Source organism: Endozoicomonas sp. GU-1 (assembly GCF_027366395.1).
Lineage (GTDB): Bacteria > Pseudomonadota > Gammaproteobacteria > Pseudomonadales > Endozoicomonadaceae > Endozoicomonas.
The window spans coordinates 4,323,299-4,338,227 of the sequence record NZ_CP114771.1; the positions used below are offsets into that span (position 1 = coordinate 4,323,299).

Genomic DNA, 14,929 nt, shown 5'->3' on the forward strand with positions numbered 1-14,929 from the left:
TAAAATGAGTTCAAAAGTAGAATCTTATGTAGGTATTGGAGTGTGGGCAGCTGATAAAATAAAAACAGCTGGCGATGCTATGGATGCATATGAGTTGAGCAAAGATCCTGCAAAAATTGCTGAGGCAACGACAGCATGGGCTGAGGTGGCAGCAGGTTTTGCAGTTGGTTTTCTTATCGAAAAGTCGCTAGGAAAGTCTGGCATGGATAAAGTTTTTGATTCTTTAAGAAGCAAATCAAAAAGCTATGATGACTATCTGAAAAGGCTAGAGTTGAAAAATAATGCGATTGGTTATGGAACAGGCCATTTATTAGATTTTATATTAGAAGAAACCAATAATCTTGTCTCAAAATATGGTTTGCTTGATCCAATTTTTGAAAAATACGATGATATAATGGATTACATCAATGAGAATAGACTTCTTGATCCAGTCTTTGAACTTTTTGACTGGTCATATAACGGAATTCGTGATCTTATATCATCCCTAAATGGCGATCTATCAGATATGCCTTCTTTCAATAATGCCGAAAACCTGACCTCACCTATTATCCTCGACTTAGACGGCGATGGTGTCGAAACCCTCAATAAGTCAGAAGGCGTTTATTTTGATCATGATGGCAATCTTCTGGCTGAAAAGACTGGCTGGGTAGGTAAAAACGATGGCCTTCTGGTCTTCGATAGAAATGCTGACGGACAGATTTCCAGTGGCGCAGAACTCTTTGGCAACCAGACTACGCTCACCAATGGTGAGAAGGCGGCTAATGGATTTGAAGCCTTGAAGGATCTTGACAGCAACGGTGACGGTGTCCTGAATCAATCCGATGAAGCCTGGTCGAAACTTCAAGTCTGGAAAGATACCGACAGTAATGGGGTGGTAGACAGTGGTGAACTGCTTTCCATGGCTGATGTTGGTGTTGCCGCCATCAATACCGAATATGCTACCGGTAAGACCACCGACTCTTCTGGTAATGAGCACCGTGAAACCGGCAGTTTTACCAGGACTGATGGCAGTGAGGGAAAGGCGACTGACGTATGGTTCAAGATTGACCTAGCCCGAACCCGATATGTGGGTGATGTTGAGTTAAGTGATGAAGTCAAGGCTCTGCCCAACGCTGTCGGTTTTGGGGAGTTGCCGGATTTGCAGGTGGCCATGGCTGCGGATAAAACCCTGCAGGCATTAGTGAACCAGTACGTGAATACTGAAGATGCGGGAGAGCGGCAGAAACTGCTGGAGCCGATCATTTATCAATGGGCCGGTGTCAGTGATGTTGACCCTTACAGCCGTGACCCGACCAAAGTTTACGGGCATGTGATGGATGCCCGCCAGCTGGAAACACTGGAGAAGCTGACCGGCACACCCTATGTCGGCACCTGGTGCTGGGGTGAGAAAGACCCGAACCCACATGGTCGTGCAGCACCGGTATTGATTGAGCAATTCAACCGGTTTGCTTCCTTTGTTGAATCGCAGCTGCTGGCTCAGAGTCATTACAAAAATGCCTTTGATGCCATTACCCTGAAGTACGATGAAAGCAGTGAAAGCTTTGTGCCAGATTGGACGGGGTTTGAAGAACACCTGACCGGGCTGCTGGGCACCAGTGACGACACTATTGTTGAGCTGGCAAATATAGCTCGCAAGCTGGGCAGCTATTCTCCGGAACTCTCCCGCGCTGTTGAAGATTCCCTGAACCGCTTATCCGTTACTTCGCCGGTGTTGGCGGCCTTGCTGGATAGCAAAAACGCAGTTGGTACCGCTGGCAATGATTACTTGACCACCGGCAATGGCAACGAGGTGCTTTACGGTAAAGGCGGCGATGACCGGCTGTTTGGCGGTTCTGGTGATGATAGTTATTTCTTTGATAAAGGCGACGGCAAAGACCGCATCTATGACAGCGCTGGCAGCGACAAGATTGTCTTCCGTGAAGGTGTGAACCGGGAGAACCTTGAGTTCAGCCGTAACCTGACCACGGTGTGGATCAAACTGAAAGATAGTGAAGGTCAATATACCGGTGATGAAATACAACTGGATAACTACTTTGATTTTGATGGCACGTTAAAAGAAGGGGCGATTGAATCGGTAGAGCTGGCGGATGGCTCTGTGCTCAGTCAGGCGGATATTCTTGCCTCGCTGGTATCAGAAGCCACAGAAGATAATGACCTGATTTTTGGTACGGGTCAGACTGATAACCTGTCCGGTAAAGCTGGCGATGACCAGATGTACGGTTTTAACGGTGACGATGTGATTGCCGGTGACGCCGGAAACGACACGCTCTCCGGTGATGCTGGCAATGATAAGTTGATCGGTGGTGAAGGTAATGATGAGCTGAATGGTGGCCTTGGCAATGATACTTATCTGTTCAGTGCCGGGCATGGATGTGATTCATAACTACGACAATGGCAACAGCAGGGTTGACCGTATCCGGTTTGATGAAACCATCACCGCTGAAGCGGTTGATGTCATCCGTGAAAATGATGATCTGATTCTGAAAACATCAGAAACCGATAGCATTCGGGTTGAGCGCTATTTCAAAAATCATGCTACCAGTGAATATGTCTTGCAGCTGATCGAGTTTGCGGATGGCACTGCCTGGAGCATTGATGATGTTAAGGCGGTGGTTCTTAAGGGCTCTGAGCAGAACGATGTGATTCGTGGCTATGACAACAGCAGCGATGAACTGACGGGCTTACAGGGCAATGATGCGCTCTATGGTTACAGTGGTGATGATCGACTCATTGGCGGCTCTGGGAATGATCAGCTCCTGGGCGGTGCCGGTAATGACACCTATGTAATTGCCAAGGGGGATGGGCAGGACATTATTACCGAGAACCGAAGTGGGAGTGACACCGATCGTATTCTCCTGGGTGACGGTATATTACCAGAACACACCTCGGTTCACCGTCATGGACAGCATCTGCTGATCACTATAGACGGCGATAGTCAATCTATTCAAGTCAATAACTACTTCAACAGCGATGCTGCCACGAACTATGCCGTAGACACCATTGAGTTTTCAGATGGTACCCAATGGGATATCGAAACCATCAAGGGCAAAGTGATTGTTCCTACGGAAAGTAATGATGAGATTTGGGGTTATGGTTCGGACGATACACTTTCTGGTCTGGCTGGAGATGATGTGATCCGCGCCCAGAGTGGCCATGATTCTGTTGATGCTGGAGCAGGTAACGATACCGTTTATGGCGGTGATGGGCAGGATGCTTTGGTGGGTGCCAGCGGTGCTGATCGCCTTTATGGTGAAAATGGTGACGATCAACTGGTCGGCGATGAAGGTGTAGACCAACTGTACGGCGGGAGTGGCAATGACTCTCTTGATGGTGGTAGTGGTGATGATCATCTCTATGGTGATTCAGGAAATGACCAGCTGGCCGGTGGTGAAGGAAATGATTACCTTGATGGCGGCCGAGATGATGATCAGTTAACCGGTGGGACAGGTAATGACCGTCTCTACGGTGGCTATGGTAACGACTCGCTGACAGGCGGTATGGGTGACGACATCCTGAGCGGCGACCATGGGGCTGATGATTATTACTTTGCCCAAGGCGATGGAAAAGATGAGATTCGGGATAACTATCAGGATCAGACTCGCCTATTACTGGCTGGCCTTGATCTTGACCTGATTACTTTCCGCCGTGTGGATGATGACCTGACTTTGACTTTCCGTGACAGTACTGAAGACAAAGTGACGCTCAAGTATTTCTTTGACAATGATTTGCCAAAGAGTGGTCTTACGCTGGTTGGTCCTGAAAACGTCACACAGGTTCTCGATAAAGCAGCGATTAACCTCAAAACACTGGAGGGCACGGGATTAGATGATGTGATTGAGGGTAACAACCTGGTGAATCAGGTGACTGCTCTCGATGGCAACGACCGTGTGCTGGGTTATGGCGGTGATGACGTTATCAGTGGTGGTGATGGCCAGGATCGTCTTCAGGGTGGTTTTGGAAATGACTTGCTTTCCGGTGATAGCGGTGACGATTCCCTTGAAAAAGCTGGGGTCAGGTCTTTCATCGTGCAAATATCTTTTTTATCGTATAAACGACAAGTATTATGCAAAATGAAAGACCTGACCCTGATTTCCAGGTAGAAAACCGAAAGGTGAACCTGGCTCCGGGAATGAGTGTGGCGGTAGAGATCAAAACCGGACAAAGACGACTGATTGAGTATTTTTTGAGTCCGTTGTTGAGATTTAAACAAGAAAGTATTCGTGAAAGATGATTCACGTATTCCTGAAGTGTATGAACTGACTGGGAGTAAAGGGTGGAAAACAAGATTTATAAAATAGCAGTGGTGATCATACCGTTAGTCTTGATTCAGGGCTGTTTTACCCCCGGTTTGAGCGAGCTGGAAGCTCTGTGCGAAAAAGATGCTGGTGAATGGTACGCCTACGATGAGCCAGTGTATGTGGATGGATATTTTTACGATAACCCCAGCGACCCAACACCGGAATCGAATTACACAGAAATCTCGTCCTCTGGTTTTGAGTACGTGGAAGTGTATAAGCCAAAAGAGCATAAACACAGCGATTTGGAGGGAACGGGATATTTCCGGCTCTATAAAGCACCCAAGGATGATCCGAGTTGCAGCCGTGCCTTTCAATGGCAGATTGAACTACAAACCTCCGATAAACGCCCCTTTGGGAGGGAGTACTGCGTGGCGGTCAAGAAGATTGATCAGCCTGAGAGCCGGTATTGGAAGGTGATTGATGCAGAAAGGCGTTATTTGGATCATGAGAGAAATGCGTCTATTTATCGGTGGGAAGAAAAGGTTTTAGATCGACGAGAAAATAGAAAAATTGCGTCGTTAATCTTTTATAAGCTAAGCCCTTCTCTTAACCATCCCATTGCTTATGGCACATCAATCTACTGTGACGGCAAATATTTTATTAACCGAGAGTACGGTGTGCTCAAGCCTACGAAGTATCAATGAGTCTAATAAGGAATAAGAAATGAATAAGACCATCGAAACCGCTTACCAAAATGCTCTAATGGCGGATGCTGCATATATCGACTTTAAAAGAGATCCCTTGTTTCTGGAGACTGATGGCGCAGATAACTCGCTGTATCGAATTACAAATAACGCTGAAGTTGATTTCTTGGATCGAGGCTTCACCCAAGAACAATTTGAAGCCTTTCAAAAACGCTACCGCATTCCAAAGGGTGGCTATGAGTTTGACCAATCCTCCGGATTTGACGCTGTCGTCTTTGTGGATACCCAGAATAACGATAAAAAGACCATCGCCTTTCGGGGCACAGAGGCTACCGGTACTTACGGCAATGTGGATGTTGGGGATCTTTTTCAGGATATCAATCTGGCACTGGGGCTGTCCGGGCTGGGGGAGTGGCTGGCAGGAGCACTAACACCAGAATGGCTACAGGGCAAACTTCGCGAGAATGGGTTTGAAAAGTCTGCTGATTTTCTGGGTATTCTGGGAAGTGCCAGTCAAGATTTCGACCGCACGGCCTTTCTAAAAAAACTCGGATTGCTGGATAAGAATGGAAAGCCTGTAGAGGGGGCTGAAACCGTCAACATTACCGGGCACTCCCTTGGAGGGAATCTTGCGCTACATGCGGCGTCTTCATTGGGTGCTCTCGCGGATCAGACGATTACTTTTAATGGTGCCGGTATGGCGGGTCTGGATGCTGCACTGGCTCAAGGTGATAACCGGATTACCAACTATTTTTCCATTCCCGGCTGGCAGGTCACCGCCGGTGAGGTGGGGGAAGACTTGAGCCTGTTCCAACGTAAAGGTTTACGACATGGGCTGTTTATTGAGTCCCAGGGCAGCACTTTTCAGTTTGGTAATCACAGTATGGTGCATCTGGTGAATGCATTATCGGTGGCGCGGTTGTTTGAAGCCACTAATCCAGAGCTGGGCTGGGATGAGGTAAACCGGATTCTGTTTTCTGCCAGTAACGCCCAGGTTGAACACCATAAAGGAGAAACCGGAGAGCCTGAGGGTGATACACCAGCACAATCCCTGAATACGGTGATGGCCCATTTAGCAAAAGTGTTGGGGGGTGAATACGCAGAGTTTACGACTACGAATCATGCAGAAGCAATCTATAAGAGATTGAATAAAACCGGCCTGATGCAGCAGCTGACTCTTATACCGACCCCTTTGGGTGGAGAAACCGTTGGAAGCATTACCACCACTTATGGTGATCTCGCGGGTAAAGCCTACCTTTACAGCCTTCTTGAACTCAGTTCGTTTATGGTAATACCTCCTGAAGGATATGCAGAAGGCATTTTTGCAACCGGCGATTCTGATTATCAGAATGCGGATGGCACCCGATACAGCGAACGCTTTATTGCCGACCGCCTGGCGTTGCTCGGGTTGGTATGAGCGCAATGCTGAAGATATTGAAGTGGGCAATGCCGTTGGTGATGGCGATGTGCATTATACCGATCACTTTAACGATTCAGAGCTGCCTATGGTGGTGTTTGGGGATGAAGCCACGGAGAAAAACGACGCCAAACAGGTGATTTTTGGCAGCCATGGGGATGATGGCAAAGCGCTACTGACCGGCGGTGATAAGGATGACCGGATTTATGGCCTGGATGGTGACGATGTGCTTCAGGGGGGTAAAGGGAATGACCGGCTGGAAGGTGGACGGGGTAATGATACCTACATTTTTGACCTTACCAACGACGGCGTGGGTTTTGACACCATTGCCGACACTCAGGGAAACTCTCGCATCCTGATTAGCGGCCAGCAGCTGAAAAATTTATACGCAGCAAATGCTGAAGCATCAACTTATACCGATAAAAATGGCAATCGTCTGGTCCGTCTGGCAGGTCAGGATCTGGTATTGATGACTGCCAATGGCTCCATTATTAATCTGGAGGGTTGGAATTCAGTTTTAACACCGGATAGGACACCTTCAACGGCTGCCAGTTTGAAGAGCGCTCCTGCAACGATAACCTCAATTGAGCCACTCATTTATTCTGCGAAAAGTAATGAGGCGGTGAATGTATATGGCCTGTCCTTTTATGGCTATGAGGGTGCAGTAGTCCCTTTTCAGGGGGATGATGCGCTCAATATTGGTAACCGCTTGATAAATCAGGACGGCCAACAACTGCTCATTCACTGGAGTCAAGAGCAGAGAGCCTTAACGAAAGGCATAAAGGATTCTGAAGGGCGGGATATCGACCAGAGCTGGGTTAACCAACGGGAAATTCATTATGATGCCAGTGTGATTGCTGCTGTCTCCTCAACAACTCTGCTGTTTGAAGGCTCTAGCTTTAATGATCACTTATTGGGTAATGAAGCAACCGTACCTGATGGTGATATGAATAATTACCTCAGGGGGCATGGCGGCGATGATTTTATCGATGGCCGTGGAGGGCGTGATCTTCTGATTGGTGATGCGGGTGAGGATATTCTTACCGGTGGTCAGGGTAACGATTTTCTCTTTGGGGGAAGTGTTGACAGTAAAGATGCTGGCGATGATGCAAAAGACTCGCTGGATGGCGGTGATGGAAATGATTACCTGAGTGGAGCGGGTGGCAATGATGACCTGAGCGGTGGCAATGGGAATGACTCGATTGCCGGTGGTTCAGGGAACGACGTGATCAGTGGTGGCGATGGGCAGGATATCATCACTGGTGATGGTTATATTTTTGATATGAAAGATGGTCAGGTTGCAGTATCAGCAGAACATCGCCTTCAAGAGTCTATTAGCCTTACCCAGAGCTATAACGACATTATTGATGGTGGTACTGGTGATGATCTGATCATTGGTGGAGCTGGCAGTGATATTATGTTGGGCGGTACCGGGGATGATGTTCTCCATGGAGACCAGCGGGGAGTTGAGCATTACAGAGGTTCGTTACAGTCAGGCTTTGTAAATATACCAGAAGCGTTGCATGGAAATGATGCCATTTTTGCTGGCGATGGCAATGATGAAGTTGTCGCCGGTGGTGGTAATGATTACGTTCAAGGCGGCCTCGGCGACGATAGACTCTGGGGCGATGACCCACTGCTGAGTGTTACAGGAGATGACCAGCTCTATGGTGGTGCCGGTGATGACAAGATCATTGGTGGTGGAGGTGATGACCTGCTTGATGGTGGAAGTGGGGATGACAAGATTTGGGGGGATCACGACGCCTCGCAGGAACAATATGGAGATGACGAGATTTACGGCAGGTCAGGCAATGATGCAATTGCAGCTGGCCAGGGTGCTGACAGAGTTGACGGAGGAGCAGGCAACGATTCCCTGTTCGGGCAAGAAGGCAAAGACACTCTTTTGGGCGGAGAAGGGGACGACTATCTCGATGCGGGTGAGGATAATGACATAGACCTTCTTGATGGAGGAACAGGGTTTGACACATTCGTGGCCTATGGTGGGGATGTTATTGAGGATTCTGATGGTGTTGGCGTTGTTCATTTTAAGAACCGGAGGTTAACAGGAGGCTACCGTTTGGCCAGTGATCCTGAAAATACTTACCGGGATTACAACCACTCATTCATTTATCAGCTTGATGGCTCAACTCTGACGGTTCGGGATGGTGAGGACTTTCTTACTATCAATAACTTTACTAATAATCAATTAGGCCTGGATCTTTATTCACCTGCCGTTACACATACAGGGGGCGATGGTTTTGAAACGATTGGAACGTCTGATGGCGATGTGGTTGTTGATAGAGATGGTTTGAGTGTTGTAGTCCATAAAGGGCACATTCTGACTGGGGGGAATTGGCTTGGAAGCAGCAGTTCAGGCAATTCCTGGGGCGGGACTAGTAACTGGTACAGAAGTCAGGATGGAGGCTTTACCTATGAGTTAAGTGGGATAGGAACTCTCACTGTTTTTGAAACTGCTGGCAGTGCTGCGATGTGGGGCAACTCTCTAAGGTCTGGCGGGTTTAAACGGTTCACTTACTCCGGGTTTCGTAATGGTATGTCCGGTATCTATTTGGGGGGCAATAGTGCCATGTTCCTCCCACCGGAGCTTGATCCTGATCGAACAAGAATACGTCGTATTGATCCACTAGCCCTGGATCTTGACGACAGTGGTGATATAGCAACCTCTTCGGTATCTGACTCCAACGTATTTTTTGATCTTGATGATGATGGTATCGCAGAACGGGTTGGCTGGATTAATGCTCAGGATGGCTTGTTAGTACGCGATCTGAATGACAATGGCAGTATAGATAGTATTTCTGAGCTATTTGGAAATGCTACTCAGAATGGCTTTCAGGCACTCAAAGAAACTGGAGATAGTAATAATGACGATATTTTTAATGCAGATGATGAGCTATTTAGTCAGGTCCGAGTCTGGAAGGATGCTAATCAGGATGGGTTAAGTCAGGAGGAAGAGCTCTCTACTCTGGCGCAGCTGGGTATTGACAGTATTGATCTGGTGCATGAAACCGTTGACAGGCCAAGTAGTGGAAATCGAATTATTGCTGAAGGGTCAGCTATACGAAATAACGAATCTGTTTATGCAGCAGCATTTGATTTGCAAATTAATAACTTCATTACGAAGGATACTGGTTCTCATACTCTTGATCAGACTGTTTTGCAGAGTTTGTTAGCTCGAGGTATTTCATTGCCGCTCTTGAGAGGGTTTGGCAGTGTTAGAGATCTACAAACCGTTTATGCAAGTGATCAACAGTTGCTTAATAAAGTCCAGTCACTTGCGAGCTCTGATGCTTATACTGTGTATCAGGGGTTTGAGATGCTCCTTGCCGACTGGTCCGGCCTTAGTGCACTGCGTCAGAATGCAGGCCACGAGCTTACTTTGTCGTTGTCTACAACTGAAAAGTTATGGGTTCTTGAAAGCTTTTCCGGGGTTTCTGAGTTCAAAGGTGTCATTGAGCAACAGTTTACTGATGGTAAAAGCCCCCAGATTGTTGGACTTGAGGTCGATTATTTGGCTGAGCGATTTGATGCGCTCACTCATCACTATGCCAGCCGCTTTCTTTTGCAGACCGTTTTTTCTGACGCTTTTGAAGGTGCTCATTATTCAATTTCCAGTAATCGTCTTGAGGTCAGTAATGCCGGTGTATTACAGGCATCATTAATTCGGGCAGGAAAAAGCAGTGCTTCACTTGATGAAGGCGCGGCCCTTGCCCAGATCTACAATGAGTTCAGGTCAGATATAAACCTTGATGAAAAGCTTTTGGCCGATCGACTAATAAATGTGGAAAATGCAGTTGTGTTCCGTCGTTTGTTACTCGGAGATCTCGCTGATGTCAGTTATGGAAGAGATCAATATACTGGTACGGATGGTAAAAGTTATATCATCGGAAGTGCTACAGGGGCTGACATTCTGAGAGGCCTGAGTGGAAACGATTATATAGAGGGCCGTGGTGGGAATGACCAGATAATTGGTGGAAACGGTGACGATGTTCTGAACGGTGGCGCTGGAAATGATGAACTATCGGGAGGAGAGGGAAGTGACCACTATGCATTCGCAGCAGGGGATGGCCAAGATACTGTTTATGATGATTTCGCAGATGCAACCACCCTTGTTTTGGCCGATTTGAATGAATTCAGTAACGCTATCTTCCGTCGGATCGGCTCAGACCTTCAATTATCCTTCAAAGGTCGATCTGATGATCACATTACGTTCAAATCTTTTTTCAGTGAAGACTTACCTCGAAGTGGCTTAACTATTGAAAAAACTGATGGGAGTTCAGAGTTTTTCTCAGTAGATCAAATCATAATGAAGACGATGCTTGGAACTGAAGGAAACGATGTTATCCAAGCCAATAAGCAGGATAATGAGATTCATTCATTGGCTGGCAATGATCGCCTTGATGGCTATGCAGGAAATGATACCCTGGATGGTGGTGCCGGGCAGGATACACTCTATGGTGGTGATGGGCATGATGATCTGACCGGAGGGCTGGGTGATGATCAGCTCTTCGGGGGCGTTGGCGATGACACCTATCATTTTGCAGCCGCCGATGGCAGTGACGTTATTGAAGACAGTGCGAGCATCGATACCCTGATCTTTGAAGACCTGAACGACGATGATGTGTTACTTCGTCGACAGGGCGATGATCTGGTCATTAGCCGCCATGCAGACAGTAATGACAGTGTTCGTATCCTCAATCACTTTACCGACCAGGCGGGTGTTGTCAGCCTTGGTGCCATTAATGTCATTACATTTGCCAATGGCACCCGCTGGAATACAGACGACATTCTGGTTCAGTCGGTCAAAGGCACTGAAGCCAATGATCAGATTCTGGCTCACGCTGAGAATGACATGATCACGGCACTGAGTGGTGATGATGTGGTTCATGGTCAGGGAGGCCATGATCAGATTGATGGTGGTCACGGATCCGATACGCTTTACGGTGAGACCGGCCGGGATGTTCTGTTGGGTGGTCAGGGCGATGACCGTCTGGAAGGCGGGGACGACGATGACCGCCTGGAAGGTGGTGAAGGTGTCGATACCCTGTTAGGCGAGGACGGTAGCGATCAACTTTTCGGTGGTGACCAGAATGATGACCTCAGTGGCGGTGGTGGCAATGACCAGCTCTTTGGGGACAGCGGCAACGACACGCTGAACGGTGACTGGGGTGATGACACCCTGCATGGTGGCTCAGGCGATGATGAGTACCTTTTCAATCTGGGTGACGGTGCTGACCGGATGATTGAACGGCGCCTGGGCGAAGCTTATAGCAATTATGACGCCTCTTTTGATGTGCTTCGTTTTGGTGAAGGCATTGCCGCCATTGATCTTTCCTATGCCCGTCGAGGGGATCATATGGTCATCAGCCACAGTAACGGCAGTGACCAGATCACCATTGAGAATTGGTTCCGGGAGCCTACCGAGCACTTCAAAATCAATAGTTTTGAGTTTGCCGATGGCACCATCTTATCCGATGCCGACCTTGAAGAGCAGGTAGTAACTTATGGAACTGACGGTAGCGATCAGACCATGATTGGCTACCGTGATCATCATGATGAAATCCATGCCGGTGCCGGAGACGATAAAGTCTGGGGACGTGCCGGTAATGATGTGATTCATGGCGATGCCGGTGATGATTACCTGGACGGTGAAAGCGGCGATGATCGTTTATTCGGTGGTGAGGGCAACGATAACCTGCAAGGCAAAGAAGGCACCGATCACCTGGAAGGTGGTATGGGAAGTGACTCCCTCTCTGGCGGTAGTGGTGACGATACCCTGCTCGGGCAGTCTGGCGCAGACCAGTTGTTCGGCGGTGAAGGCAATGACCACATGGAAGGCGGTGCTGACAATGACTACATGGATGCTGGTGCCGGTGATGACAGGTTGATCGGCGGTGATGGTAATGACCAGCTTCGTGGAGAGGGCGGCAACGACACCTTGATAGGCGGCGCGGGTCGGGACACTTACGTCTGGGCTGTGGGTGATGGCGCGGATGTTATTGATAACCGTGGCGGACAAGGACTGTTGTTGCTTCAGGGTGGTGCAACCCCGGAGTCTTTGGACTTCAGCCGTGATGGGGATGACCTGCTGATTGCCATGAAAGATCAGACAGGTCAGTCCATCCGCATAAAGAACCACTTCCTTGGCGGTGACTGGGCACTGGATGGTGTACAGCCAGATGGTGGCTTTATGATCACCACCAACAAGATCAATCAGCTGGTTGCCGGGGGCAGTGATCCGGACTTTGCTTCAGTGGTGAAAGGTACTAACGACGGTGAGCGTCTGGTTGGTAGTGCAAACAATGATAAGGTTCTGGGTGAAGGTGGTGATGACACCCTGTTCGGAATGTCCGGCAATGACCGGCTGGAAGGTAGTGATGGAAACGATCGCCTGATGGGTGGTAATGGTTCTGGTCAGGGGTCTGGTGATGATGTCCTTGCCGGCGGTGCTGGAAATGACGTTCTAAACGGCGAAGATGGCAACGACACCCTGAATGGTGGTGTCGGTGATGACCACTACTATTATCAGGCCGGAGACGGTGTAGATACCATTGATGCCACGGGTGGTGGTACTGACTGGGTGCTTTTCAATGGCGGTATCAGCCGAGACCGGATCAGCTTCCACAAAGATGGCAATGATCTGGTCATGCTTCTGGATAATGATCTGAAGCAACAGCTGCGGGTGAAAGATCACTTCCTTGGTGGTGAGAAAGCCATCAGCTATGTGCAACCTTCTGACGGTGGCTATGCTATCCCGGCTTCAAGCTTTGCGTCGTTACTAACGGCTCTCCCGGGCGGTGGTGATGGCAGCGGAGGTGAGACTGGCAACGGTAATGGTGGTGAATCGGTTGATAACTCTGGTGGCAGCTCCGGTGGGGGTAACCAGGGTGGAGAGACCGGAGAGCCAACCGAGCCAGGACTGGGCGGTGACGATGTCATCACAGGGACCGCTGCCAATGAAGTGCTGCTGGGCGGTGCCGGTAATGACACATTGATTGGCGGAGCTGGCAACGATCATCTGATTGGCGGTCAGGGAGATGATATCTATCACTTCTCCAGTGGACAGGATGTGGTGGATAACACGGGTGCTGGTACCGACAAAGTGCACTTTGTAAATGGTATCACCTTTAACCAGGTAGCCTCTGGCCTGTCCAAAATGGGCGATGACCTGATTCTCAAGGTGAATGGTGGCCCGGATCAGATCACCCTCAAGAAATTCTTCCTGGGCGGTGAACATCTGATCGACAGCTTCACGTTTGCTACTGGTGGTCAGATCACGGCAGCCCGGATTTTTGCTGCCTTTGGTCTGGCCATTCCAACCCCTTCTGAAAACAGTCATAATGAGGTTGATGGCACAGCCGGTGATGACGCATCGTTAGCGGGTACAACCAACGTTGATCACATCCGTGGATTTAATGGCGATGATCAGCTATCCGGGGATGGCGGTGATGATCTTCTGGAGGGTGGAAATGGTCACGATATCCTGAATGGACAGGCTGGTAATGATACTTTGAAAGGTGGACGTGGTAACGATACCTATGTATTTACAGCTGGAGATGGTCAGGACGTTATCGACAATGCTGGCGGTGGTAATGATACGCTGTTGTTTGAAGGTATCAGCTTTAACCAGGTAGCCTCAGGCCTCAGCCGTTATGGTACTGACCTGATTCTCAATATTCAGGGTGGGACTGATACGGTTACGCTGAAAGACTGGTTCCTGGGTGGTGATAACGTAGTGGATACCATTCGGTTTGCCAGTGGCGGCCAGATTACCGCAGATCAGATATTCGGTGCTTTTGGTGGCACTAACCCTGATACCAATGGTTCACCGGACTACCAGAACGTTCCGGACGAACGGGGTTATGCCACGATTCTGAACGGCCAGGCTGGTGATCAGATCATTCTTGGCTCTTCCGATGCTGAAATGCTGGGTGGTGGCGCCGGAGATGATCATCTTCATGGCAACGGTGGCAATGACTACCTGATGGGGGGTGATGGAAATGATACCTACCATTTCACAACAGGTGGTGGTGCTGACACGATTAATAACCTGTCCAATTCAGCAGTGGATCAGGATGTACTGCAGCTGTTGGGCATTGAAGAAGAAAACCTCTGGTTTACCCGCTCCGGTGACCATCTGCTGATTGATGTTATCGGTTCTGATGATCAGATTACGGTACAGGACTGGTACAGCAATGATGCCCAAAAGTTGGATAAAATCCGCACGGGCGATGCTGTGTTGCTGGCCAACAAGGTGGAGAATCTGGTCAATGCCATGGCTGGGTTTGATGCACCGCCAGCTGGTGAAGCTCAGCTGCCACAAAACGTTCGCGATCAGGTTACTCCGGTGATTGCTGCCAGTTGGCAGACGACCGTGAGTTAAGGTTTACACCTTATATTCACGATGAAATGAAGGCAGCACTGGGTAACTGGTGCTGCCTTTTTGGTTTTGGGGTACGAGCAGGTTACAGCGGGTTAAACTTGCTGTTACAAATCCTTTCTGAATGGACACATTGCAGCACGGTGTGCCATCAGCAGTAGGGGTGGTCACT

At 48.9% G+C, this 14,929-nt stretch carries 5 protein-coding genes; all 5 read left to right on the top strand.

Going from position 1 to position 14,929, the window contains the following annotated elements; all coding sequences use genetic code 11:
• Positions 1-4: 4 nt before the first annotated feature.
• A complete protein-coding gene (locus tag O3276_RS17855) occupies positions 5-2,383 on the top strand; it encodes a calcium-binding protein (protein WP_269672551.1) in 2,379 nt (792 codons plus the stop codon).
• Positions 2,340-4,100 carry a calcium-binding protein gene (locus tag O3276_RS17860; protein ID WP_269672552.1) on the top strand — a complete coding sequence of 587 codons (1,761 nt, stop codon included), beginning with the start codon at positions 2,340-2,342 and terminating at the stop codon, positions 4,098-4,100. Before O3276_RS17855 ends, O3276_RS17860 begins: the two co-directional genes overlap by 44 nt.
• A 173-nt stretch (positions 4,101-4,273) precedes the next feature.
• Positions 4,274-4,942, top strand: coding sequence for a hypothetical protein (locus O3276_RS17865; protein ID WP_269672553.1), 669 nt, complete (start codon positions 4,274-4,276; stop codon positions 4,940-4,942).
• A 19-nt stretch (positions 4,943-4,961) separates the two neighbouring features.
• Complete coding sequence (locus O3276_RS17870; RefSeq protein ID WP_269672554.1) at positions 4,962-6,359, top strand: hypothetical protein; 1,398 nt, start codon at positions 4,962-4,964, stop codon at positions 6,357-6,359.
• Positions 6,298-14,760, top strand: a complete 8,463-nt coding sequence (locus O3276_RS17875; RefSeq protein WP_269672555.1) for a calcium-binding protein — start codon at positions 6,298-6,300, stop codon at positions 14,758-14,760. Before O3276_RS17870 ends, O3276_RS17875 begins: the two co-directional genes overlap by 62 nt.
• The last annotated feature ends 169 nt before the right edge of the window (positions 14,761-14,929 follow it).